Genomic DNA, 23,754 nt, shown 5'->3' on the forward strand with positions numbered 1-23,754 from the left:
CGAGTCCCTTGTTCATGCTCGACGTTGTGGAGGGATCGGTTTCTCAATAAACATTGCTCTAAGAAGTATGGACCTTTCACTTTTCAGAAACTTGAGGCGGAGCAGCCGGATCTTCATGATCTGTCTGCTGGTTGTGGTGAGTGGGTTTCTGCTGCCCTTCCCCCTGCGGGCTCAGTCTGGAGGGAGCTCATCAGGGCGGGTCTCTCTTGATTTCAACGATGTCGAACTATCGGTTTTTGTTCGATTTATTAGCGAGTTGACCGGCAAGAACTTTGTCTTAGACGAGGTTGTGAAAAAGGCCGGGGGAAAAATCAGCGTGTATTCCCCTACCAAAGTCACGCCCGACCAAGCGTACAGCATGTTCGTGGCAGCGCTCGAAGTCAGCCGTCTGGCTGTCGTTCCGAAAGGGAGTGTCTATCAGATCGTGGCGATGGGGGACCTTCCTCCGGAACGCGGGACGTTCGTGTACAAGCTCAAAAACGCCAACGCGACGGACCTTGCCGCCATCCTGACCAATCTCGTCGCTCGATCTCAGACCGTGGCACAAACGGCACCGGGCGCACGACCATTGTTCAGACCCTTGAGCGAATTCGAAGCCCCCGTCCAGGTCTTTGCGGACAAGGCCACGAACGCGATCATCATCAGTTCGACCAAAAGCGCCTATACCAGGTTGCAGTCCGTGATTCGAGATCTGGATACCAAACGCAAACAGGTCTTTGTCGAAGCCGTCATCCTGGAAGTCCAAGTGGACCGGCTGAGAGAAATCGGGACCGATCCGCTTCAGGTTCTTGCAGCCGGGCAGAGCGGCTCCACTCGGGCAATCGGGGGATTAAATCGCGCACCGGAAGATTTGGCCTCCGTCGCCCAGACCATACTTGGAATAGCCGGGGGTGCGAGTGGCGGAGTGTCCGTCCTGAATACCATCAACATACGCGCGTTTATGCACCTGCTGATGAGTCTCACTGATACAAACATTCTCTCGACCCCGCAAGTTCTTGCGGCAGATAATCAGAAAGCCAAGATTGTCGTTGGCGAGAATGTTCCATTCCCAACCGGGCAGGCCCAAGGAATCACGGGCGGCACCCTTGTCACGATCGAGCGGAAAGATGTCGGCGTCACACTGGAAATCACTCCGCAAGTGCTGGAAGATGACCTGGTCCGGCTCGAGATTAAGCAAGAGCTCACAGCCGTTCAGCCCGGACCCCAAACTATCGGGGTCGGCACATCTTCTGTACCGGTAGGTCCCACCACCACGAAGCGGTCCATGGAAACCACTACCATCGCAAAGGACATGCAGACTCTTGTGATTGGCGGGCTCGTGCGGGACAACATTGTGTTAGTTGAAAATAAGATTCCCTTTTTTGGAGACATTCCCTTGTTGGGCTGGCTGTTTCGATCCCAGAGCCGTCAGACAAACAAATTCAATCTCCTCGTTTTCTTGACGCCTCAAATCGTCCGGGATGATACGGATGTCGTCGAACTGAATGCCCGGAAGGGAAAAGACCTCAACGTTCTTCAGCGCGAGAGCCATGTTGAAGAACCCACGAGGCTCAAACAAGAGGTTCTTGAAAAACTCGAACGCCCGAATGGAACTTCCCGCCCCCTTCCGAATACGATAGATCCATCTGCTCCGCTCCATCCGCCCGTGCGCCCTGAGTAATCTCCGGTCAATAGCGTCGACAATCGCCGTCTTGGTCGCAGAATCTCACAATTGGATCGTCCATACTTTCTTCAAAGGCAGAAGTCTACAATCCACATTATTAAAGGATTCGACGCGAAACGTCGCAACGTACCGTTCCCAGTGAAGCGGGTCTTGGCAGGACCAGAAACGCTCCTGAGCGATGTAGCGTGGGCGGTCGCAACACCGTGTGGCGTTAACAAACCACAGTAACAATTATGGGGATCAGTAACCGGTTGTATGGGGTGGATGACGGGTTTCGAACCCGCGACCTCCGGATCCACAATCCGGCGCTCTAACCAACTGAGCTACACCCACCATGCAGGAGTGACTGAAGAGGAGCGATCATAACAAAGGAGGAATCGCCGCCGCAACCGCATCCGGGAGCAGTCATTGATCAAGGGTCATTTGTCATTGGCGCATAATTGACTGTTGACCAGTTGCCACTGACTTTCATCACCCCCGCGCATCAAAAGCCACCTGCATCTCTGAGAGGATTGCGGCGGCGGCGGCAGCAGGATCCGAGGCATCCCTGATAGGTCGCCCCACCACCAGGTAGTCAGCTCCCGCTGATATTGCCTGGGTCGGCGTGGTGGCTCGCGCGTGGTCGTCGACATCCTTGCCGATCGGACGGACACCGGGCGTGACGATCAGAAATCGTGGACCGACTTTGGGGCGGAGGATCGCCGGCTCTTCGCCCGAGGCCACAACCCCGTCACAGCCCATCTCGGACGCCAACAGGGCGCGCGCGGTAACCAAGTCCTGGACAGTCCGTTGAATTCCCATCTCACGGAGATCCTGGCTGTCAAAGTTGGTCAGTACCGTCACCGCCAATAGTTTCAGCCGAGAGTCTCCACGGCCTTGGACGGCTGCAGCCAGCGCTTTCCGGTTTGCATGAACCGTCAAGAATTCCACTCCCATCGCCGCAACCCGAGCTGTGGCTCGACGAACTGTTTCCTCAATGTCTAAAAATTTGAGATCCAGGAACACCCGCTTACCTTGTGCGATCAGGCGTTGCACCATCTCCGGTCCGGCGGCTGTGTAGAGTTCGAGACCGACCTTCACAAACACGATCTGATCCTGCACGCGATTGAGAAGCCGGTCCGCTTCGTCGCGTGAGGGAACGTCGAGGGCCAAGATTAAACGGTCACGGGCTATGATGGTTGACACAGGTTTGTCCTTTTGAGGAATGGTTCACCTTGACGCGTCGGAGAACCGTGTGGTACAAGTGCGTTCTTTCCTAGAGGAGTCTACTATGCCGGTTGTACACAAATCGACGATTCGTCGAGCTCGCCAGTCCGTGAAGCGGCAGGCCCGGAACCGGGCAACGCTGGGTGCCCTCAAGAGCCTCGTCAAGAAAGTCCAAGCGGCGGTGGCCGAAAAGAAAGTCGAGGATGCGAAGGTATCTCTGCGCCAAGCCACGTCGGCCCTCGGCAAGGCTGTGACGAAAGGTGTGATAAAGCCGAACACAGCATCGCGCCGGATTGCCCGTCTTACGCTCCACGTCAATTCCTTGTCGTCCTCCCCTTCGTAATCGTACGCACATTCGAGATCGTTCTTGCCCTCACCGGTTGCGGTGCATCAGAGCCACGTCTCGACGAGGGTGGGGGTGCGTTCGGCCTCATACGATCGCATAAGTGCAACAATAGGTCCTCAAGAATTCGTACAGGGCGCCCAGCACTTCCACCCTTCAGCTTGGCGTCGGCATCCAGAAATAACCGAAGTGCCTCATGTAAATGAAGGTCAGGGAACTGTTCGAGAAAGGCGCGCACCTTGGAAGGATCCATGCGCAGGGTCCTCGCAACTTCCCCCTCACGACCTCCTTGCTGGAGGACTTCCTTGGCCTTCCACAGTCTCCGATATTGCCAGGCGAGTGAGCCAAGGATTCTCAGTGGAGCCTCCCCTGCTTCAAGATTCCTAGCCAGAATCGCCAACACCCGCCCACGATTGCTTTCCCCGATGGCCAACGTCAGATCAAATACCGACGCGCCGGGCTCCGTTCCCCGAAGGGCGGCGACATCGACCGCGGTGACAGCCTGGCCTGGGGAGACATACGCAGCCAGCTTTTCCAGTTCGCGACGAACGGAGTAGAGTGAGCCGCCACAGGCTTCTTTCAGTAGCTCGATCGCGTCCTCATGAAGTCTGATCCCGACCCTTTCAGCCTCCTGTTTCAGCCAAGGAAGCCACTGCGCCTCTCTGAGGGGTGAGCAGTCAACCATCACCGCAGTCCGTGTGAGGGCTTGCGTGAACTTGAGCCGTCCATCGAGTTTCGGTGCAGCGAAAATCATGGCAGTGGTATCATTCGGCTCCTTCAAATAGGGAAGGAGCGCCTCACACTCCCGGGCTGGGAGTTTATCTGCTGCCCGTACCACTACCACTCGCCGAGCCGAGAACACCGCGACTTCCGAGGCACAGGTGACAATTTCTGTCCCGCTCGAGTCATCCCCATAGAACAGATCGCAGTTGAAATCACTCTCGCCTTCCCCTAATAGCGCGGTCTTCAGCGCACCCAGAGCCATGTCGCGCAGCAAATCTTCTTCACCGACCACCGCATACAACGGCACCACCGTTCCTTGCGCAAGCTGTGCGTTGAGTTGGGCATGAGAAATGGCAGAACCCATAGGAATATCCAGTTTACTTGGCGGTGGCGTCCTCGTTGTCCGACGCTGGGTGCAGGGCAGGCTTCGTCAGCTGTCCCGATTCCAACAGGAGCAGAAAACGGGACGCCAAGTCCTCGGCGATAAAACGGCCGGCCTGTTCCAACGCCCGGTTCTGTAAGGCTCGGTTGAAATTTAGGTCGGTTGTCACGAAGAACTCCGAGGCGCCCTTCGCCGTTTGTGTCCACACGACACGTTTTGTCCTCGTCTCCTCCACCTTGACCACCACCACGACCTCTGTTCGGCTTTCGAGCGTAGTGGTCCGGCTGAAGCTGAGCGTCGGCATGATCACTGAGAGAATTTGCCCGGAGAGTACGAGATCAGCCGCCTCACTATCCGCAACAATCTGAGCCCCACTGCCGGAAGAAAATTCATGCCGCAGGTAGTTCGTGTAGCGGGTTTCCAGGTTTGGCTCAAAACTCTTGTTTTCCAAGGTCTGAACTATCAGCCGGGGTGGCGGTGACGTGGAAGATGATACCGCCGTTGTGCTTCCGATTGTGGGTCCCGCTCCCTCTACACGGAATTGGTAGCCGCAGCCGACCAAGAGCGCGAGACATGCGAGACTAGCGAGACTTGCTCGACAAGCAAGAATCAGATCCCGCGGGGCACGTTGTTTGTCCACGTCTCGCATTTCGCGCTCTTCTCGCGTCGTCGCCTAAACGACGAAGTTCATCAGTTTTTTTTCGACATAGATAATCTTTTTCGGTTCTTTGCCCTGCAGCCACTCCGCAATCTGCCCGAGAGCCAGCCCTTCGACCTGCTCCCTCGTCGCATCGGTCTCCACGTCGAGTTTGGCCCGCAACTTTCCATTCACCTGGATCGGAATGGTCAACCGATCACTTACCGTCAGGGTTGGATCGAAGATCGGCCAAGGTTGCTGAGAAACGCTTGGTTGGTGACCGAGCACTTCCCATAATTCTTCCGCCAGGTGGGGGGCGAAAGGCGCCAGGATCAAGACGAATGGTTCGAGCAAGCCACGGGAACGCTGCTCGGCCTTCGTCATCTCATTGGTAAATACCATCATCTGGGAGATGGCGGTATTGAACCGCAACGCTTCTATATCCTCCGTCACCTTTTTGATCGTCTGATGGAGCAACCGTTGCTGTTCGAGGGTAGGAACTGTCTCCACCACACTACTTGAGACATGCCCCTCTTCATTCACCATGAGCCGCCAGGCCCGTTCGAGAAACCGTGTCACTCCTTCTACGCCCCTCGTACTCCAGGGCTTCACGGCTTCCAGCGGGCCCATGAACATTTCATAGAGCCGCACCGCGTCGGCTCCAAAGTGATCCATCATCTCGTCTGGATTGACTACGTTGCCGCGTGATTTCGACATCTTCTGGTTGTCTTCTCCCAGCACGATCCCCTGATGCACCAATTTCTTGAACGGCTCCGGTGTACTGACCACCCCGATGTCGAACAAAATCTTGTGCCAAAACCGCGCATAGAGCAAATGCAACACTGCATGTTCGCTCCCGCCGATGTAGAGATCCACCGGCATCCAATAGCGTTCTTTGGTCGGATCGATCAACGAACCTTGATTCCTCGGATCGATAAATCGGAGGTAGTACCAGCAGGAGCCGGCCCACTGAGGCATGGTGTTGGTTTCGCGACGTGCCGGCACCCCGCTGACCGGGTCAGTGGTCGTCAGCCAGTCGGTGAGATTTGCAAGCGGACTTTCGCCGCTTCCGGACGGTTTGAAATTGCTGGTTTCGGGTAATAGCACCGGCAGCTGCTCTTCCGGAAGCGGAAGGGCTTGGCCATCTACCCACACAATCGGAAAGGGTTCGCCCCAATACCGCTGACGGGCAAAGAGCCAATCCCGTAACCTGTAGTTTACTGCCTTGCGGCCCTTCCCACGTGACTCTAACCAGGACGTAATTTTCGGGATCGCGTCACTCGGCGCCAGTCCATCGATGGTAAAGCTTCCATCCGGCGTTGTGGAGTTGACGACAGTCCCCTTGTCGGTTGCGACAAAGGCCGCCTGTTCTACCTGACCGCCGGCGATGACTTCACGGATCGGCAGATCATAGGTTTTTGCAAAGGCCCAGTCGCGCTCGTCGTGCGCTGGTACAGCCATGATGGCCCCGGTCCCATAGCCCATTAATACATAGTCGGCAATCCAAATGGGTAGCGGCTCATTGTTCACCGGATTCACCGCATACCCGCCGGTGAAGACCCCGGTCTTTTCCTTTTCGAGTTCCTGCCGTTGGAGATCGCTTTTTCTGGACGCCGCCTCGCAGTAGGCGGTGACCAGGGTGAGACATTCGGCAGTCGTGACGACCTTCACTAACGGATGTTCTGGTGCCAACACCATATAGGTTGCACCGAATAGGGTATCGGGCCTTGTCGTATAGACCCGAACTGTTCCGGTGGCGCCAGCCAAATCGAACTCGACTTCTGCCCCGATTGATCGGCCGATCCAATTTTTCTGCATTTCCAGCGTGCTGGCAGGCCATTCGACCAGCTTCAAATCTTCGAGGAGTCGGTCGGCATAGGCCGTGATTTTCAATACCCATTGACGCATTGGCTTGCGGACCACATCGAACCCACCGACTTCACTCTTGCCATCGATGATTTCTTCATTTGCGAGCACCGTCCCCAGTGCCGGACACCAATTCACCGGCACTTCCGCCACGTAGGCCAGCCCCCGTTCGAACAATTTCAAGAAGATCCACTGAGTCCAGCGATAATAATCGGGATCGATGGTGCTGATCTCACGCTCCCAGTCGTAAGAAAGGCCGATACGTTTCATCTGGCGTTTGAACGTCTCGATGTTCTGGGCTGTCGTGATGGCAGGATGGACCCCGGTCTTTACGGCGTATTGCTCTGCTGGCAGTCCGAACGCGTCCCACCCCATCGGGTGCAGCACGTTGAATCCCTTCATCCGCTTGTAGCGGGACACGATGTCTGTCGCAGTATAGCCTTCCAAATGACCCACATGGAGTCCCGACCCTGAGGGATAGGGGAACATATCAAGGCAGTAGAATTTTGGCTTGGTCTGGTCTTCCGCCACACGGAAAGTCCGGTGCTGCTCCCAATAGGCCTGCCATTTCTCTTCGAGGGCTTGGTGATTGTAGGTTTTGCTCATACAGCAACCGGCTGCCGATCCATAGAAAAGAGGGAGGACTCTAACATAGACCTACGGGAGCAACAAGAATCGAGGAGGGGTCGGGCTCACACGGCACAGGCCCGGTTTATCCGGTTCATTTGGTTCGTTTTGTTCATGTAGTTGGTCTTGTTTAACCAAACAAACGAGACAAACCAAATAACGGGATTCTTCAGCATCCTGCTAGACCACGGGCCGTCTGCTGAATAGCGGTGAAAAATCTGTGACCGAGACGAACTGGGTGAGCGGGGTGGGGGGCAGTTGAGAACTCGACTTGGCACTATGAATGAGATGGGCGACGCCAAATTCTTTTGCTGCAGTCAGGCAATGCTCATCATCGTCCATGAAGAAGGATCTTGCCACGTCGAATCCCAGTAACCGCTGGCAACTGGGCCAGTACTCCGGACGCATTTTCAGATACCCGACTTCAAACGCGTTCACAATTCGATCGACATGCCGGTCCAGCCCGGTCTTGGCGACTTTGATGGCTACGCCCGATTCATGGGCATTCGTCACGATCGTCACCCTCTTTCCCAGCTGGTGTAGGTGTTGCAGAAATTCTTCCGCACCCGAAAGAAATCCGATCATGTGATCCAATTCCCGATGCAAGGCGACGACATCGATCCCCACACGCCTGGTCCAATAATGCAGATCAGTCCAGGCTAACTCGCCTTCGACTGAGCGGTACATTTCCAGTAGTGTGTCGCGAGATTCCTCAAGCTGTAGATCATGAAGTGCGGCATAACGACGGGGCAGCTCCTCTTCGAAAAAAAAGTTGTCGAAATGCCGGTCGAGCAGAGTCCCGTCCATGTCGAGCAGGACATCGTCGATCTGGCTCCAGTCGACGACGTGAGGGGTAAGGGGTAAGGGGTAAGGGGTCACGAGCAGAGTATAGCGAATGCCAGGGACGAACACGAGAGCCGTTGTCTTTGTCGAAACTCCTGTGTTACGGTCCAACACGAGTTTTCAGTTCTTCGTTTCTCCGGTTTCACCATGACTTCCAACCCCTTACCCCTTACCCCTTACCCCTTACGCATTCCGATTGTGGCCATTATCGGCCGCCCCAACGTCGGCAAGTCGACCCTCTTCAATCGTATTCTCGGCAAGCGAACGGCTATCGTGGACGATGTCCCTGGTGTCACGCGGGATCGTAACTATGCCGATGCCACCTATCGGAATCGGCCGTTCCGCCTGGTTGATACAGGGGGCCTGGACCCGTCTGCCTCTGAAGGCATGTTGGTTCTCATCAAGCGTCAATCCGAGCTTGCTATAGCGGAAGCGGACATTCTGATCCTGCTCATGGATGGTCGCACTGGGTTGACGACTCCGGACCAGGAAGTGGTCCGTCTCTTGCGCGGGACACCGAAGCCGTTATTTGTCGTGGTTAACAAGATCGACCAGCCCAAGGTTGAAATGCTTGTGGCGGACTTCTATCAATTGGGCACAGAGACGCTCTATCCCATCTCTGCGGAGCATGGTATCGGTGTCTCCGAACTGCTGGATGCGATCTACCCGTTCCTCCCGGCCCCAGATGAGAACCCTGAACAGACGGCCATGCCTCGCATAGCTGTCGTGGGGCGCCCGAATGTCGGCAAATCCACCCTGGTCAATGCCGTACTCGGGGAAGATCGAGTCGTAGTCAGCGATGTGCCGGGAACGACTCGGGATTCGATTGACTCCATCGCACTCCATCGGGGACGGCGGTATGTCTTCACCGATACGGCTGGAATTCGTCGGCGTGGAAAGATCGACAGAGGGATCGAAGGCTATAGTGTGGTCCGATCGCACCTGGCGATCGGTCGGTCCGACCTCGGGATCTTGTTGCTCGATGCTACGGAAGGCGTGACTGAGCAGGATACCAAAATCGCCGGGATCATCATTAAGCAGGGAAGGGCCTGCATCCTCCTGGTCAATAAATGGGACCTTCGGGAAGGCGATAACCAGGCCCGGCAGGAGGTCGAGCTGGAACTTCGTCGTCGATTTCCTTTTTTGACCTGGGCCCCGGTCCTCTTCGCCTCGGCAGCTCATCCCGACTCGCTTGACCAGCTCTTTCCTACCATTGACAGGGTAGTCGCAGCTTTCTCAAAACGGATCCCGACCGGAGCCTTGAACAAGTTTCTCCAGGACATTCTCACCACCCACCCGCTGCCGGTGCGAAAAGGCAAGCCGACGAAGATCACCAAATCAGCCTTCATGACCCAGGTTACGACACAACCGCCGGTCTTTGCGTTGTTTGTCGGGCACCCGGACAATATCACACCCGCCTACCTGCGCTTTCTCGAGAATCAACTCCGCGAGGAGTATGGATTCGAGGGCACCCCGATTCGCATACTGGTTCGAAAGAAATAAGGGCGTGGTCCAATTTCCGCCGCTCTTCGACCCTAATTGTGCGCCAACGGCCTCTGAGTGCCACGTTATGGTCGGTATTCGCAGGGTAGTTATCCTTTTTGCATCTCAGGTTTGGGTGCAACTCTTGCACAACCCGAAGAACATTTTTCCGAAAGGATCTCTATGCCGCGATCAGCTCTGCAAAACCAAGGTAACTCTCCGCGACTCCTGCTTCCTTCCCCTGACTCAGGCATGATCGTATTTTCTTCGTCCGCTCGTATCCTGCACATGAATGGATCAGCTCGTGCGCTCATGGCGTTGTTCGGTACGTCCCACGAGCTCTGGCCGCAGATGGCGCCAGAATCTATGCCATCTATCCTCACGGAATTCTGCGGGGATGTCCTGGTACAACTTCGACACCGGGTCGAGGCACAGGACTGGGCACAGTTCGAAATGCGCCGCATATGCCATATGGTCACACCAGCGCTCTTGCTCACGGGATTTGGTGTGCCCAATGCAACCAATCGAGAGATTCGGGTCATCCTGACCCTCACCCCTCTGTCATCAATGCCTTGCACAGCTCAGAACCCACGGCATTCCCAATTATCGGCCGACATACTCGCTTCAGTCAGTCACGCACTTTCATAGGGCAACGCCTTCTGAACCACTGCCGTGACCGGTTTTCACCTTGACTCCCTCTGAGACATCATGGTATTCGCTCAATCTGGTGACGGATTTCAGATATAGAGGGACTCTTCGCCCTGCGGATTGCCACGACAAACGAGGTCCGGGGATGCGCGATTCCTTTCCCAGCAGGCTTCAGCGACGTGCCATCGAGGCCCTCTGCGCCGGGGTGGCCGTCGCCACTCTCTGCGGTCCCATCTATGCCGAGGAACCAGTTGGGCCAGCCGAAACGGCTTCACCCCAAGCAATTGAATCTCTTGCTCAGTCTCCTGCTGCGACTGCCCAGGCCCCGGTCGATCCCTTTATAAAATTACAAGGATCTGTGTGGCGGACCAAGGCAGGTATCGTCTTTCTCAAGACCCCGATAGGATTATTAACGCTCACTTCCAAGACAACTCTGAAGGATCTCAAAGCCTCGCAAGAAGTACGTTTTTGGCTGCACGACCGCCATTGCATCGTTGAGATCAGAAAGAGGGCCGACGGATCGTTGGTCCACCGCTATCTCAGTGGGCCGATGCCGTCCGGGGCTGATGTCTCGAAAACGTTACGTTGGTGGGGGCCTGACGGTGACCAGACTGTCCATGTCGGCACGCAAGAGGAACGCCTTGCTGATTATCGCGAGGGAGATCCGCTGACCATAGAAGTCGATGAAACCAATACGATCAGCGGAGTGCACGACCTACAATTTGATCTTCAAGTCAGTCAGGCTCCAGAGGCCAGCGCCGACGTATCTCTCCTCCTCTCGGGAACCGTGTCCAAGCTCAAATCCAACTTCGTCTTTGTCCGCACACCTATCGGCCTCGTCATGCTTAATTCGAAGATCGGGGTTCCTCATGTGAAGGTGGGACAGCCCTTGACGGTGCACATTGACCGCGAGCAGGTGACAGTCACGGTTCGATCCCCTGAGACCGCGACCCCCAATCGCGGTGCCTCACTGACCCACTAACCGATAACCAATCAACAGCACGATTTTGGCAGGAAGACCAACGGCGATACAGCCACGACGGTTGCTTGACAGGGATCATTTCGCTCCCTAGACTTCGTCCCAGCCATGTGCGCAGCTGCTTCAAAAAAGCCTCCCCAACATCCAGTCAGGCAAGGGCTCGAAGGATTTGATAGCCTGTATCGAGACCATGTTGATCTGATTTATCGGTACGCACACCGCCTGTGCGGCGAGACAGAGTCGGCAAAGGATCTCGTTCAAGAGACCTTTCTCAATGCCTATCAGGGGCTGAAAGATTTTCGAGGCGAGGCGAAGGTCTCCACCTGGCTCTACACCATCGCCTCGCGGGCCTGCATTCGGATGCGGCGCAAGCGTAAAGGAGAGCCGGAGCATGAGCTGTCGCTTGAAGAGTTCGTGCCTACTTCAGAGGGAGAGTTTCGTCTCCAGATTCCAATGAGCGGGCTCAGTCCCGAAGAAGCACTCCAGAACAAGGAACTCCGGGAGGCCCTCGACCAGGCGATCGACAAACTGCCGAAAAAATATCGCATGGCTCTGGTGCTCCGCGACATGGAAGGATTGAGCGCCAAGGAAGTGGGGACCATCATGGGCGTGAATGAGCGCGCCGTAAAGTCGAGACTGCATCGAGCACGCTTGTTTGTGCGGCGAGAGCTTAGCGCCCGCGGCATTACCGAGCACGGTAATCAGAGATCGGGAGGCTTGCGCTCATGAACAAGAAAAAGACGGTGACGCCAAAGAAACGTTCCAGGTCCTTATCTCACCATCATACGCATAGCGAAGGCCGGTGCGTGGATCTTCTCCGGCAGTTGTCTGCCTATATCGACGACGAACTTCCATCCGACATTTGCGGGGAGATACGCCGGCATCTGGGGGCCTGTCCGAATTGCGAAGTTTTTATCGCGTCCCTCCAGCAGACCGTCACACTCTGTCGACATCGGTCAGCCCCGGAGTTGACGTCAGTTGACCGGATGAAGATGCGTCGCGCGATCCTCACCGCGGCTAATGCACGGTGAAAGGAGCGTTCGGGCTCATATGTCTGGTTTGGATGCTGGCCATTCCAATCACTGCGCTTTCAGCCGAGGCCGAGATGGAATCGGTCACCGTGGAGATCCGCTCGCGGGTGTTCATCCCACAACAGATCCACTTACATCATAGTCGCAAGACCCTGCTCCGGTTCCGCAACTACGACACAGAACTCCATACCGTAGTAGCCAAGGAGCTCTTCCTCAGTGACGACCTCACCCTGAGCGGTAACGGAGCCCCAGAGTTCGGCCCGGAAGGGCTCAAGAAAGTGATCATCCCGCCTGATGGCCTGATTGAATTTCAGTTTACGCCGGCACGTATTGGAACTCTCTCCTACCTGTGCGACATGCCGGGTCATAACATGCAGGCCACAATCGTAGTTGAATGAGAAAGAGAGGGGTCGCCTTCATCGTACCTCGTCGTTCGTAGGCGGAAGATTTCCTAGCTCGCGAGATACGCCTCACGATTCACGCTTCACGGGTGTCGAGTGCGATGCATGGGAACGGGCGCACCCATGGCCTCTTCCAGGTATTCAAAGCAGCGTGATACAGTATCGCGTTCTTCTCGTCATTTTAGTAGGAGTTTGTCTGACATGCCGTGCTTGCATACCTTCCAACGTGACTGGTTCAGTATCCTGTTCCTCGCCGGAATTCTATCGATGGTTACTGCAACGACCTTGATCGACACGTCATCGGCATCGGCCGCCACCAAGAAGTCTAAGCAGGTCGTCACCTCAGCTGAAGCGACTGCGTTGCGTTATGCAGAAGCGATGGGAGCGGGAAATAAGGTTGTCGTCGGCCAGCTCGACTTTGCCTGCCAATATCCCTTTGTCACTACCTCCCCGCATGGCATCAAGACCTATCCGTCAGACGCTGACTCGATGTATGACTCCTGCTGGCAGGGCCTGAAAGGCGTACACGCCCCCACACTGGCCCGAAGCGATGTCGGTATGGAGGTTGTGTGGCCCAGTAGTGGCGAATTGGTCTTTTTCAGCGAAGACGTGAGTAGCTATCCCGCATCAGCCTTCGTAGCAGACTCGCTGGGTCTTAAGCCACCTGGAACTGGATTCCATGTTCGCATTGTCGGAAGTAAGCCGCTTCCCTCTGCTTCATTCCGTCTTCGACCGAATGGCCCGATCGTATCGGTGCCGACGACCTTGGTGAAATTGTCCATCAGTTACCAGGATCCCCTCACGGCTCCGTTGACCTATGCTGCCGGCTCGGTCAAATGGACCAATACGATTAAGCGGACCAGGCGTGCGCTGAAAGAGATCACCATCCAGTGGGTTGTCCTCTCCGGGCTCAAGAAACACGGCTTCGCGGGTGACAGGGCGGTCGTAAACCTTCCCGTCACCAGCGGGGCATTGTTCGGCAGTGGCGACCGGGAGAAGATCCCGTTTGTGACGGAAACCAGTCGTGCCCTCTCCGACTCACTGGTTTGGTGGGGGCCGACCGACGTCCCGGGTATCTTGACCGCCGGAGTCGCTCACGCCGCCACCCTTCCCGAACTGCGTGACCAAGTGGCCCTATTGAATCGTGTGCTCATCATTGACCCGAATCAGGCCGACGCCCTCACAGTATTGAGCCGACACCTCTATGCTGTCGTTCTGCGCGAGGCCATTCCGTTTCACAAGCTCACGGTGGGCGATCCAGCGCTTGCGTTGGTTGTGAACGAGCATTTTTGGAATATCTATGCCCAATCAGTGCGCATGGACCTCTCCTTGGGGATGGAGATGGGAGGATTCGACAAACCGACGACCGCCGACTACCTGTACCGTATGCTCTCGGCCATGAAGACCTTGGCTGCAGTACGGCCGGAACGACTCGATAACCGGTTTCAGTTAGGTGTAGCCTATCGCTGGAACAACGATCAAACAGCCTCGATCGAGACCCATGAGTCTTTGGTCAAGGCCATCCCTGTGGAGCAAAGAGCCGGCAGAGCTGAAGCGCTACTCCAGCTAGCCTGGTCCCGCATCAGCAAAGTGGCCTGGAACCGTATTCTCGACGACCCGGACATTCGGGTTGCCTATCAGGATGCCGACGAGGCGCTCGCGCTCGCCGACCTGCCGCTCGATAAGTTTTTGGCCGAATACAGCAAAGCCTACAGCTTGCTCTTCACTCCGGACCGGGACAATCGGGCGCTTCTGGAGCGATTGACAGAAGCCAAACGTTGGTTTGCTGAAGTTCCCGGGCAGACTCCGGAGATCTGGCAATTCTTCATCGGGGCGGAGTCATTGAAGGCGGTGCTGGATGCAGATCCCATCTTCCGTCCGTTGCTGGCACAGGCAGAAGAAAAGAAAGGGTGAGGGGATGGGGAGGGAGCGGCCAGGTGCCCTTCTTGCTCGCAGAACGCGCACGATGAAACGGTGCTCGTTCGATGCGCGCAGTAAAGGGCAGCCTTGGCCACTCCCTAAATCGAAGTTTAGAGATTTGGAAGGCCCTCGCCAGGGCTAATGGCACGTCCCGGGAAATCGATTGCGAAGCAATCGGAGGGTTGGGGGGGTGAAAAATATCTGCCAGTGGGTGGGCGGGTGAGAAAGCCGCGCGCAGTGGAAGATCAATCAGCCCCCATCCCTAGAGAGAAAACGAGCCTTTTTGACCATCCCGCAACGGTTTTGACATCAGCGCCCTTGGAGGATTCTATCGGCGTTGTGTGTGTGAACCGAGTTTTTCCGCAGCCTGCTAGAAACCGTAGCCTTTTGACGTCGTGTCGCGTAACTTGTTGAGCCATGTTCAGGCTCAGTGCAAACCCGTCTGATCTGCGCTTCCCGCCCGTTGATCTGTCCACCCCTGAGGGTCTGCTCGCAGTCGGGGGAGATCTAAGGCCAGAGCGATTGCTCGAAGCCTACCGCCATGGCATCTTTCCCTGGTACAGCGACGATCAGCCGATCTTGTGGTGGTCGCCCGATCCACGGGCTGTCCTCTTTCCAGATAAGCTTCATATCTCACGTAGCCTGAAAAGAAGCCTTCGCCCCGGTCTATTTCAGGTCACGCTCGACCGGTGTTTTCGCGACGTCATGCAGCATTGCGCAGGTCCAAGGCCTCAATATCCGGATGGCGGCACCTGGATCACAGTGGAGATGCTCGAGGCCTACACGAAATTACACGAACTGGGGTACGCTCATTCCGTCGAAACCTGGCAGGAAGGACAACTCGTAGGCGGACTGTACGGCGTGGCGCTCGGCGGCGCGTTTTTCGCAGAATCAATGTTCACGAAGGTGGACGACGCCTCAAAAGTGGCGCTAGTTTTCCTCGTGCGCCAATTGCAACAGTGGAGATTTCGTCTCATGGACTGCCAACAATCCTCACCGCATGTGATGGCATTCGGCGCAGAAGAAATTCCCCGCCACGATTTTCTCAATAATTTGACCGCAGCGCTTGCTCTTCCTGAACGACGTGGATACTGGCAGTTCGACATTCCATGATATAAGTAGTGAGCCGGTAGATCAGTAAATGTATTCATAAGTAGATGATATTGCTACATATTTAGAGTAGTTACGTAACCGATTATCTAACTTCATTCATTATTCTCACCATTCGTGTTCTGATTAGCCCTTCAGCGTGTGCCAGAACACACAGAATCCTCAAGTCCCTTCGGAGAGCCTCTACACGCCGCTCCAATCGCCAACGCGACCCTCTTCTCTCTGACAGACTTTCAGTCGTTGATTTAGACAGCTTGGTGCTGCGAGAAGGGTACTATTCTGGTGGGCATGGCATCACACGAACCCTCCTGCGCCTTGACGGTTTCACGGGTCCACGCCATACTATGCCACCATGCGTATCTTCTCAATCCTAATCATTCTTGTTACACTCTTTTCCCTTGCTGGGCATGTACCTGCTTCCCCGTTGATCGAAATTTCGAAAGAAGACTTGCAGAAACTGCATACACAGGCAGCGCAGGGCAACGTGAGGGCACAGACCGCGCTCGGGGAGTTCTATGACATTGGGGACTATGTCCCACAGAATTATGCCACGGCACGGGGGTGGTACGAGAAGGCGGCAGCCCAGGGGGACAAGGAGGCGCAGTACAACCTTGGGCTGCTGTATGCCGAAGGGCGTGGTGTGCCACAAGATTATACGACGGCACGGCAGTGGTGGGAAAAATCCGCTGTCCAAGGCACCGCGCAGGCGCAGTACAATCTCGGTATCCTCTATGATAAGGGGCGGAGTGTGCCGCAGGACTATCCGGTAGCACGTGAGTGGTACCAGAAAGCCGCTGTTCAGGGACTTGCGGAGGCGCAATCCAATCTCGGGCTGATGTATCAAAACGGAAGCGGCGTCCCACAGGACTATACTCAAGCGCGGCTATGGTTCGAAAAATCAGCAGCACAGGGGTTTGCAACTGCGCAGGTCAATCTTGGCGGTCTCTATGCGACCGGACTGGGCGTCCCGCAGGACTATACAGTGGCACGTGCGTGGTATGAGAAAGCCGCTGACCATGGCGATGCGAATGCGCAGTTCAACCTTGGAGTTCTGTATGCCAAGGGACGGGGTGTCCCACAGGACTACACTCAAGCGCGGCTATGGTACGAAAGATCGGCAGCGCAGGGGAATGCAAATGCGCAAATCAATCTCAGCGCTCTCTATGCGACCGGACAGGGCGTCCCGCAGGACTATGCGAAAGCACGACAGTGGCTTGAACAGGCGGTTGCCCAGGGGAACGCGGTTGCGCAGAACAACCTCGGTTATCTTTACGTCGATGGCAAGGGCGTTCCGAATATGTGGTTCAACCTCTCGGTCGAGCAATATCTAAGACAGAGCAGAAAGAACATGGAGACAGCACAACGTCGAGATGCCATTGCGAAGCAGCTCACTCCCGCACAGATCGCCGAAGCCCAGCGACTCGCGCAACAGTGTCAAGCACAGCAGTTCAAGGGCTGCTGAGTAGGATCCGTCGCAGTCAAGCCTTCACCGCCTCCCCCCCGCGCGCGATACTCGCAGTAGAGACGCAGGCGCTCTTCGCAATCGGTGTTCCTGGGATTTCATCGAAACGTAGCTTTCAGAAGATCACTCGCCTTTTTATTAGGTGAGGCTAAGGATCGCGGAATATCATGACTATCGGAAAGTTTTTCCGCAAGGAGGAGTTATGGATTCTGTCCATGTAACAACGAGGGGTCGGATTGTCACTCCGGCTCGGCTTCGTCGGAAACTGTGCATTAAAACAGACACGAAGGTGTGCTTCATCGAGCGTGGGGGTCGCTGATAACGGGGACATTCTTGTTTGTTGGGATGTCTGGTCGAAGATTCGAAGCCGATGGGGCTGCCTGGTGTGGACTTTATCGGAGGCGCTTCACAGGAGCGCGCTTGGACAAGTGATGAGGGCACTCTCTCTGGAACAGAGTAAAATCTTCTCTTGGTAGGGAGTGGCCGGACTGTCTTTCACTGCGCGCATCGAACGAGCACATTCCTATCGTGCGCGTTCTGCGAGCAAGAAGGATGGTCCGGCTACTCCCTACACCTTCCGCTGAGACCGGGCATTGCGCGATCATAGAAGTTCACCAGACTTAATCCCCTCATCTGTCCCGCGAGTAGGCGGACGGCCAGGCAGTTTTTATCCCTTACCCATTTCCACCAATTCAGAAAAATAATGTGCGAAAGCCTTCATCCCGCCTGAGGCCTGGCCCCAGTCGAAATATTCGTTCGGCGCATGGTAGCCATGCTCTGGCAAGCTCAGCCCCATGAACAGGATCGGCACCTTCCAGGCTTTCTGCATGGTGACCACCGCTCCGATCGATCCTCCTTCGCGGACGAAGGCCGGTTCTTTGCCGAATCCCGCTTTCACCGCCCGCTTAACGCAATCGACATAAGGCCCGTCGAAACTGCCTTTGAACGGGTGCAGCATCCCTTCCCGCTCGACTTTTATGCTCGGATTCAGCTTCGCCACATGGCGCTTGAGCAAGGCAAAGATTTTTTCAGGAGTCTGATTCGGCACCAACCGCATACTCACTTTGAGTTCACCATGGCCCGGCACGATGGTTTTCACTCCCGGCCCGTGATAGCCACCGGTCAGGCCATGAACCTCAAACGTCGGCGCAGCCCAGATACGCCGCATGATCTCGGCGGGATCGCTCGTCCGTAGCGTCTGAAATCCATAAGCCTGCTTGAAGCTCCTGACCTGGAAACCTGACGCAAGAAAACTCCTGATCTCCGCTTTCGTCGGTTCGACCACATCCTGATAGAACCCGGGAATCTTCACCCTGCCGCTCTTGGCATCGACACAGGAGTGCGCCACTTCAATCAGTTCCGCGAGCGGATTACGGGCAGCCCCTCCGGTCACGCCGGAATGGGCGTCTTTCGTTCCCGTGCATAGCGTGAGGCGCGCACCCAGCAGGCCTCGCAGGCCATAGGGCATGGCGGGCTTTCCTTTCGCGAGCCAGATGGTATCCGACACGACGACTGAATCCGGCCGAGGAATCGCCGTTCGATTTTTCAGCCCGGCTGCAAAGTTCGGACTGCCTATTTCCTCTTCCAGCTCCCAGAGAAACCGAACGTTGATCGGGAAGCCCTGCTCGATGGCATAGCGCGCACCGAACAAGGCTGCCAGCGCTGGTCCCTTGTCATCTGTCGCGCCACGGCCGTGATACAGCCCGTTCTCGTTTTTGAACGCAAAGGGCGCCTGCGTCCATTCAGGCTCCTGCGCCGGCTGCACATCCATATGGTTATAGATGGTCACTGTCGGATGATGGAATCCGGTCATCCAGCCGCCGGACAGGATCGGATAGCCGCCGGTCTCCACGATCTGGGCCTCAGCTCCAAGATCCGTAAGGACCTGCCGGGCGAAATCTGCCATGCGCCGTATATCAGGGGCCTTGGCCGGGTCCATGCTGATGGAGGGGATCTCTACCATCTGGCCCAGTACATCTTCAAACCGCCGGCGGATCTCTGTGACGTAACGTTCAAGGTGCACGCGCTCGATCATGGATGGTTCTCCAGAAAATGTTGGCGGATTATATCGAGTTCGTCGAGGTGGCGGAAGGGACTTCTAAGTCGACCTCCTGTAAAATGACACCGTGATACAAGGAAGAGTACTTCGCGCACAAACATTGGTAGGCCTTCTTGTAGTCCTCTGGCTTGGGTGGCCCTCAGTCGGCCCCACCCGGGTCTCAGCTGCCGAGCCCATTACCATTCAGGAGATCATCGAGGAGCCGAAGTCCTTTCATTTGAAGCAGGTCACCTTGCGGGGTACTGTGCGCAATGTGACGCCGCTCGATCCCTATAAGGTCCAGGCCGGTACAATGTGCTATGGCGCCTATTTGTTCTCTCTGGAAGATGAGACATCCTCGATCAATGTCGCCGTCTATGGACGTTGCGGAATTCCGACTGTCAAAGACCCCGACGTCGATGACGGGCAACGGATCGAACTTGCTGCCACGATTCAGGCACCGAGTCACGGGGGTTACTATTTAAGTTTTCAAGGACTGAAGGTGGTGAGAGACCGCGAAGGCGTCATTCAGGCAGTAGCGGATCGAATCACTCCCCTCGCCGAATAACCGGACATGCGAACGATGACGGTTCATTTTGCTATGCCAACGGCGACCAGGATCGGCTGGATCGGTACCGGCGTAATGGGGTCGTCGATGTGCCGCCATGTGCTGGCAGCCGGGTATCGCGTGACCCTGCATAGCCGTACGAAAGGCAAGGCCCAGCCGTTACTTGATCTCGGGGCAATGTGGGCTGAGACCCCGCATGCCGTCGCCGCTGAATCGGACATTCTCTTCACGATGGTGGGATTTCCTCAGGATGTACGTACTGTCTATTTTTGTGAGACTGGAGCCATCGCGGGAGCACAACCTGACACTATCCTCGTCGATATGACGACGACAGACCCGGCGCTCAGCCGCGAGATGGCCGAACGTGCGACAGCCAGGGGGCTCTTTGCGATCGACGCTCCGGTATCCGGGGGCGATATCGGTGCGCGCAATGCTGCCCTCTCGATCATGGTGGGAGGCGACGGCGTTGCAGTGCAGGCTGCGATGCCGCTCTTCGAGCTCTTGGGCAAAAAGATCGTGCATCAGGGAGGGCCCGGCACCGGGCAACAGGCCAAACTCTGTAACCAGATCGTGATTGCCGGCACAATGATCGGTGTCTGCGAGAGCTTGCTCTATGGCTACAAGGCAGGGCTCGATCTGAACCGGATGCTGGACTCCATCCGCGGCGGCGCAGCCGCCTGCTGGACCCTGGACAATCTGGCGCCGAGAATTCTTCAGCGCAACTTCGAACCGGGATTTTTCGTGGAGCACTTCATCAAGGATATGGGCATCGCGCTGGAGGAGTCGAAACGTATGGGCGTCGTGCTGCCCGGTCTCACACTGGCGCGCCAGCTCTACCAGAGAGTCGTGGGCCTGGGGCATGGCCGCAGCGGTACCAACGCGCTGATCCTCGCGCTTGAGGACCTGGCAAAAGCCCATGTGAACCTGCCACCGGCATGAATTCCTGCCGGATCCGCTGAACGTGTATCGTCAGAGATAATCTACGGTTGGGGAAGCAGGGTTACGGCGAGAGCCGTCGGTACTGTTTCACGAGTAGCAGCCCACCCCAAGCGAACGAGGCCAGCATGAGGAGAATGCCGAGGTTATAGGTGAGGTGAGCCAAGCGATGGTCGTACTCAAGCCCATCCAACATGGTCAGGATATTGTTCCAGTCATGCCCGTCCGTTTCCTTTCCAGTGACCCCGCCAAGCAGCATGAGATCCATCGCCCGCGCATCGTTGATATAGGGAGCAATATCCATGAAACTCTCGGCCGTCCACCAGAGGGCCACTGAGGCGCCGAAGGGATCGCGCGTCTTGATGAGAAAGGTGGCCAGGCAGACGAGCGGCATCAGGATCTGGCCGAGACTTCCGCCCAGAATCGTCATGAAGCGCCCCAACGGGATAAAGAGAAGATGGCCGGCTTCATGGAACGGTAGATTGATCAGATGGAAAAACGACTCCCCTGTGTAGTTGGTTTCGAGCGGCGTAAAAATGAACCCTCGGCCCCACCAGACCAACAACAGAAACACTGCGACCCGGCCGGCAAACGTCAACGAGTCGGTCGACGTATCTGAGTCGACGAGCCATTCCTTGGCAAGAGACACCCAGCGCGAGCTATTCGGTGATTCCTGCTGGCGCTGCAGCGAGACCAGCGGCCGATATTTTGCAAAGATAATCCCGCATTTCACACACTCGGTCGCTCCGTCAGGCTGGTCAGTCTGACACTTGGGACAGGATTGGGTCGAGGTCGCCGTGGAGTCCATAGCCACATGGTAGGGCCGAGCGCACGATCGGACAAGAAAATCTCCGGATTGAACCAGACACTGTACGGAATCCAAGTGCAAGCTGCTCAAACAGCCCGTCCAGCGAGGCCGCAGCGAGTGAAGGCCCGAGGCGTACCCTCAGGGGTACGTTGAGGGTCTGAACGATGCGAGAACGAAGTTGGCGGGTTGTTTCAGCAGCTTGCTAGTGGAAGGAGAACGGAACAGGAGCAAACGTAAGGATAAACACCGCGAGTGCGATCCATCCGACAGCGATGCGTCCTCGGCCCAGCGGCACGTGGAGATCGTGTACCGGCGGATGTCCAAAACCCCACAAGCCTGCCATGAAGGCCCAGAGCCACCAACCGGGCCATCCGACGTATCCCAGCACGATGAGGATCGGAACCATGACAAAGGCCATCGTGCGTTGGTGTCTACCCCACAGGGCATAGGCGACATGCCCTCCGTCGAGTTGGCCGATGGGAAGGAGATTCAGTGACGTGACAAACAGGCCAAACCATGCGGCGAATCCGATAGGATGCAAGATGATATCGGCCTGCGGAGGAATGGATCCCATAATCAACCACGCGATGAATTGCAAGAGCAACGGTTCGCCCAACTGCATTCCATGAGTAGACGGGTGTTCGACAACCGTTGATAGGTTCAGGCCGACAACCAATGCCATCACTGCGGCGATGAAACCAGCCAACGGACCGGAAACGCCGACATCGAACAGTGCGCGCCGGTTCATGATCGGCCCGTGCAGGCGGATGATCGCCCCGAAGGTGCCGATGAAGTAGGGGGGACCAGGAATGAACAGCGGCAGCGACGCCGGCACCCTGTGAATACGTGAAAGCACATAGTGCCCGCACTCATGGGTGACCAGAATCGCCAGCAGCGTGGCGGCAAAGGGAATGCCGCGCCAGAGTATTGTGGGTTCTTCGAGCAGAAGATTTACCGGCCCACGGATCGGCCCGTTGTAGACTTGATAGGCCCCGGCCCATAGTGTGGTAAAGATCGTCGCGATAAAGAGGCTGATGGGCAGGGTCCATTTCGAGAAGGGGGTCTCCTCGAATTCGTCGTCCACAGGGCGATCTGAGGGGGCCGCAGGCGGGTCTGCCACAATCGGCAGTTCTCCGCTGCGGATCGGCCGGTCGTCGTTCCGCTCGTCGAGATTCATAACGCCGTCTTCAATAATCCTGCGTAAAGGGGTTGTGGTCGAGTTCTTCCCGAACCGTCGTGGCCGGTCCGTGACCCGGCAACAGGATGCAATCGTCAGGTAATTTCAACACGCGCTGCCGCACGGAGTCCAGGTGGGTTCTGTAGAGGGTGTGGGGATTGGACCGCCCAATCGATCCGGCAAATACGGTGTCACCCACGAAGCAGACAGGCTGGGACCCGGCATCAATCCGATAGCAGATACCGCCAGGTGTATGGCCTGGAGTAGTGAGACAACGGACGCTCAGACGCCCGACTGGGATGGTGCGGTCATCGTTCGGGGCAGTAAGACGATCCTTCGAAGGCTTCCAATGCAGGAGACTGACATCGTCAGCGCCCAGATAAACGGGAACTTGCCATCGTGCCAGGAGTTCTTGAATCCCTTCGGCGTGGTCCGCATGCCCATGGGTGAGGCAGATTCCGGTCAGCCGGACGCAATGGGATTCGAGCCAAGCAATCATGGCGGGCGCATTGTAGGCCGTGTCGATTAACAAGGCTTCTCCCCCGTCGTGGAGAATGTACCCCTGCACTCCATAGCCGTTGATGGAGCCATGGACCGTCTCGATCCAGACCGGCATGCGTTGCGGGATCGGTTCCCATTTGTCGATCACAATCTGTTCAAGCGGTGCAGATCGCAGACCCAATGCCTTCGCCAGTATCTGTACCTCAGCACGATCGTGTGGCTGGTCTCCTCGTTCCAGGGTTGTAATGGCTTTGGTGGATAAGCCCGTCGCACGAGTGATGTCACCGACCGAAAGCCCTTGCCCGGTCCGCGCCTTCTTGAGGATATCGGAAAAGTCGTCTTCAAGCGGCATGTGAAAAGCCTTCAGCTGTCAGCAGTCAGCTCTCAGGTCCGGATTCGGTCT

General features: G+C 56.4%; 22 protein-coding genes and 1 tRNA gene. 13 read left to right on the forward strand and 10 right to left on the reverse strand.

The window, feature by feature from the left end; genetic code table 11:
• Positions 1-115 precede the first annotated feature (115 nt).
• Positions 116-1,660, forward strand: a complete 1,545-nt coding sequence (locus tag HZB34_10745; protein MBI5316439.1) for a hypothetical protein — start codon at positions 116-118, stop codon at positions 1,658-1,660.
• A gap of 259 nt (positions 1,661-1,919) precedes the next feature.
• On the opposite strand, the gene HZB34_10750 is transcribed toward HZB34_10745, so the two are convergent.
• Both HZB34_10750 and pyrF read right to left on the reverse strand, forming a co-directional pair.
• Positions 1,920-1,996, reverse strand: a tRNA-His gene (locus HZB34_10750).
• Between the two features lie 138 nt (positions 1,997-2,134).
• Positions 2,135-2,848, reverse strand: coding sequence for an orotidine-5'-phosphate decarboxylase (gene pyrF / locus HZB34_10755; GenBank protein ID MBI5316440.1), 714 nt, complete (start codon positions 2,846-2,848; stop codon positions 2,135-2,137).
• A gap of 85 nt (positions 2,849-2,933) precedes the next feature.
• Between pyrF and rpsT the strand changes: the two genes are divergently transcribed.
• Entirely contained in the window at positions 2,934-3,212 is a 279-nt protein-coding gene (gene rpsT, locus HZB34_10760; GenBank protein MBI5316441.1) for a 30S ribosomal protein S20, read from the forward strand.
• On the opposite strand, the gene holA is transcribed toward rpsT, so the two are convergent.
• From holA to HZB34_10780, 4 genes are all read right to left on the reverse strand, one after another.
• Entirely contained in the window at positions 3,184-4,299 is a 1,116-nt protein-coding gene (gene holA, locus HZB34_10765) for a DNA polymerase III subunit delta (GenBank protein ID MBI5316442.1), read from the reverse strand. The genes rpsT and holA overlap by 29 nt on opposite strands.
• Positions 4,300-4,312: 13 nt before the next feature.
• On the reverse strand, positions 4,313-4,966 hold the full coding sequence (locus tag HZB34_10770) for a hypothetical protein (GenBank protein ID MBI5316443.1): 654 nt from the start codon (positions 4,964-4,966) through the stop codon (positions 4,313-4,315).
• A 24-nt stretch (positions 4,967-4,990) separates the two neighbouring features.
• Complete coding sequence (locus HZB34_10775; protein MBI5316444.1) at positions 4,991-7,426, reverse strand: leucine--tRNA ligase; 2,436 nt, start codon at positions 7,424-7,426, stop codon at positions 4,991-4,993.
• Between the two features lie 201 nt (positions 7,427-7,627).
• Positions 7,628-8,404 carry an HAD hydrolase-like protein gene (locus tag HZB34_10780; GenBank protein MBI5316445.1) on the reverse strand — a complete coding sequence of 259 codons (777 nt, stop codon included), beginning with the start codon at positions 8,402-8,404 and terminating at the stop codon, positions 7,628-7,630.
• Positions 8,405-8,437: 33 nt separating this feature from the next.
• Between HZB34_10780 and der the strand changes: the two genes are divergently transcribed.
• The 9 genes from der to HZB34_10825 all read left to right on the forward strand — a co-directional run bounded on the left by der (position 8,438) and on the right by HZB34_10825 (position 17,323).
• Positions 8,438-9,793, forward strand: a complete 1,356-nt coding sequence (gene der / locus HZB34_10785) for a ribosome biogenesis GTPase Der (protein ID MBI5316446.1) — start codon at positions 8,438-8,440, stop codon at positions 9,791-9,793.
• Positions 9,794-9,955: 162 nt separating this feature from the next.
• On the forward strand, positions 9,956-10,420 hold the full coding sequence (locus HZB34_10790; protein MBI5316447.1) for a hypothetical protein: 465 nt from the start codon (positions 9,956-9,958) through the stop codon (positions 10,418-10,420).
• Between the two features lie 145 nt (positions 10,421-10,565).
• Positions 10,566-11,402, forward strand: a complete 837-nt coding sequence (locus HZB34_10795) for a hypothetical protein (GenBank protein ID MBI5316448.1) — start codon at positions 10,566-10,568, stop codon at positions 11,400-11,402.
• A 105-nt stretch (positions 11,403-11,507) separates the two neighbouring features.
• The gene (locus HZB34_10800) at positions 11,508-12,128 is read left to right on the forward strand and encodes an RNA polymerase sigma factor (protein MBI5316449.1); all 621 of its coding nucleotides are present in this window, start codon (positions 11,508-11,510) and stop codon (positions 12,126-12,128) included.
• Positions 12,125-12,430: a zf-HC2 domain-containing protein gene (locus HZB34_10805; GenBank protein MBI5316450.1), complete on the forward strand. Its 306-nt coding sequence runs from the start codon at positions 12,125-12,127 to the stop codon at positions 12,428-12,430. The genes HZB34_10800 and HZB34_10805 overlap by 4 nt, the downstream gene beginning before the upstream one ends.
• Positions 12,431-12,462: 32 nt before the next feature.
• Positions 12,463-12,828 (forward strand): cupredoxin domain-containing protein, encoded by a 366-nt coding sequence (locus HZB34_10810; GenBank protein ID MBI5316451.1) that lies wholly within the window; start codon positions 12,463-12,465, stop codon positions 12,826-12,828.
• A 204-nt stretch (positions 12,829-13,032) separates the two neighbouring features.
• Positions 13,033-14,745, forward strand: coding sequence for a hypothetical protein (locus HZB34_10815; GenBank protein MBI5316452.1), 1,713 nt, complete (start codon positions 13,033-13,035; stop codon positions 14,743-14,745).
• Between the two features lie 423 nt (positions 14,746-15,168).
• Positions 15,169-15,864 carry a leucyl/phenylalanyl-tRNA--protein transferase gene (locus tag HZB34_10820; GenBank protein MBI5316453.1) on the forward strand — a complete coding sequence of 232 codons (696 nt, stop codon included), beginning with the start codon at positions 15,169-15,171 and terminating at the stop codon, positions 15,862-15,864.
• A gap of 349 nt (positions 15,865-16,213) precedes the next feature.
• Positions 16,214-17,323, forward strand: coding sequence for a sel1 repeat family protein (locus HZB34_10825; protein ID MBI5316454.1), 1,110 nt, complete (start codon positions 16,214-16,216; stop codon positions 17,321-17,323).
• A gap of 667 nt (positions 17,324-17,990) precedes the next feature.
• Here HZB34_10825 and HZB34_10830 read toward each other — a convergent pair.
• Positions 17,991-19,358, reverse strand: coding sequence for a M20/M25/M40 family metallo-hydrolase (locus tag HZB34_10830; GenBank protein MBI5316455.1), 1,368 nt, complete (start codon positions 19,356-19,358; stop codon positions 17,991-17,993).
• Positions 19,359-19,449: 91 nt separating this feature from the next.
• Between HZB34_10830 and HZB34_10835 the strand changes: the two genes are divergently transcribed.
• Complete coding sequence (locus HZB34_10835) at positions 19,450-19,929, forward strand: hypothetical protein (protein MBI5316456.1); 480 nt, start codon at positions 19,450-19,452, stop codon at positions 19,927-19,929.
• Positions 19,930-19,962: 33 nt separating this feature from the next.
• Positions 19,963-20,868 carry an NAD(P)-dependent oxidoreductase gene (locus HZB34_10840; GenBank protein ID MBI5316457.1) on the forward strand — a complete coding sequence of 302 codons (906 nt, stop codon included), beginning with the start codon at positions 19,963-19,965 and terminating at the stop codon, positions 20,866-20,868.
• A 61-nt stretch (positions 20,869-20,929) separates the two neighbouring features.
• Here the strand turns inward: HZB34_10840 and HZB34_10845 are convergent, their stop codons facing one another.
• From HZB34_10845 to HZB34_10855, 3 genes are all read right to left on the reverse strand, one after another.
• The gene (locus HZB34_10845) at positions 20,930-21,748 is read right to left on the reverse strand and encodes a zinc ribbon domain-containing protein (GenBank protein MBI5316458.1); all 819 of its coding nucleotides are present in this window, start codon (positions 21,746-21,748) and stop codon (positions 20,930-20,932) included.
• A gap of 127 nt (positions 21,749-21,875) precedes the next feature.
• Positions 21,876-22,850, reverse strand: coding sequence for a site-2 protease family protein (locus tag HZB34_10850; GenBank protein MBI5316459.1), 975 nt, complete (start codon positions 22,848-22,850; stop codon positions 21,876-21,878).
• 10 nt (positions 22,851-22,860) lie between these two features.
• Positions 22,861-23,703 carry an MBL fold metallo-hydrolase gene (locus HZB34_10855; GenBank protein ID MBI5316460.1) on the reverse strand — a complete coding sequence of 281 codons (843 nt, stop codon included), beginning with the start codon at positions 23,701-23,703 and terminating at the stop codon, positions 22,861-22,863.
• Positions 23,704-23,754 lie beyond the last annotated feature (51 nt).

It is taken from the genome of Nitrospirota bacterium, assembly GCA_016219645.1.
Taxonomy (GTDB): Bacteria; Nitrospirota; Nitrospiria; order Nitrospirales; family Nitrospiraceae; genus Palsa-1315.

Bases quoted from the DNA above. Each gene is read 5' to 3' on its own strand.
- HZB34_10770 (MBI5316443.1), bottom strand. From the start codon at position 4,966: ATGCGAGACGTGGACAAACAACGTGCCCCGCGGGATCTGATTCTTGCT.
- HZB34_10745 (MBI5316439.1), top strand. From the start codon at position 116: ATGATCTGTCTGCTGGTTGTGGTGAGTGGGTTTCTGCTGCCCTTCCCC.
- HZB34_10800 (MBI5316449.1), top strand. From the start codon at position 11,508: ATGTGCGCAGCTGCTTCAAAAAAGCCTCCCCAACATCCAGTCAGGCAA.
- HZB34_10815 (MBI5316452.1), top strand. From the start codon at position 13,033: ATGCCGTGCTTGCATACCTTCCAACGTGACTGGTTCAGTATCCTGTTC.
- holA (MBI5316442.1), bottom strand. From the start codon at position 4,299: ATGGGTTCTGCCATTTCTCATGCCCAACTCAACGCACAGCTTGCGCAA.
- HZB34_10840 (MBI5316457.1), top strand. From the start codon at position 19,963: ATGCCAACGGCGACCAGGATCGGCTGGATCGGTACCGGCGTAATGGGG.
- der (MBI5316446.1), top strand. From the start codon at position 8,438: ATGACTTCCAACCCCTTACCCCTTACCCCTTACCCCTTACGCATTCCG.
- HZB34_10810 (MBI5316451.1), top strand. From the start codon at position 12,463: ATGCTGGCCATTCCAATCACTGCGCTTTCAGCCGAGGCCGAGATGGAA.
- HZB34_10820 (MBI5316453.1), top strand. From the start codon at position 15,169: ATGTTCAGGCTCAGTGCAAACCCGTCTGATCTGCGCTTCCCGCCCGTT.
- HZB34_10855 (MBI5316460.1), bottom strand. From the start codon at position 23,703: ATGCCGCTTGAAGACGACTTTTCCGATATCCTCAAGAAGGCGCGGACC.
- HZB34_10825 (MBI5316454.1), top strand. From the start codon at position 16,214: ATGCGTATCTTCTCAATCCTAATCATTCTTGTTACACTCTTTTCCCTT.
- HZB34_10850 (MBI5316459.1), bottom strand. From the start codon at position 22,850: ATGAATCTCGACGAGCGGAACGACGACCGGCCGATCCGCAGCGGAGAA.
- HZB34_10790 (MBI5316447.1), top strand. From the start codon at position 9,956: ATGCCGCGATCAGCTCTGCAAAACCAAGGTAACTCTCCGCGACTCCTG.
- HZB34_10830 (MBI5316455.1), bottom strand. From the start codon at position 19,358: ATGATCGAGCGCGTGCACCTTGAACGTTACGTCACAGAGATCCGCCGG.
- HZB34_10795 (MBI5316448.1), top strand. From the start codon at position 10,566: ATGCGCGATTCCTTTCCCAGCAGGCTTCAGCGACGTGCCATCGAGGCC.
- HZB34_10775 (MBI5316444.1), bottom strand. From the start codon at position 7,426: ATGAGCAAAACCTACAATCACCAAGCCCTCGAAGAGAAATGGCAGGCC.
- rpsT (MBI5316441.1), top strand. From the start codon at position 2,934: ATGCCGGTTGTACACAAATCGACGATTCGTCGAGCTCGCCAGTCCGTG.
- HZB34_10805 (MBI5316450.1), top strand. From the start codon at position 12,125: ATGAACAAGAAAAAGACGGTGACGCCAAAGAAACGTTCCAGGTCCTTA.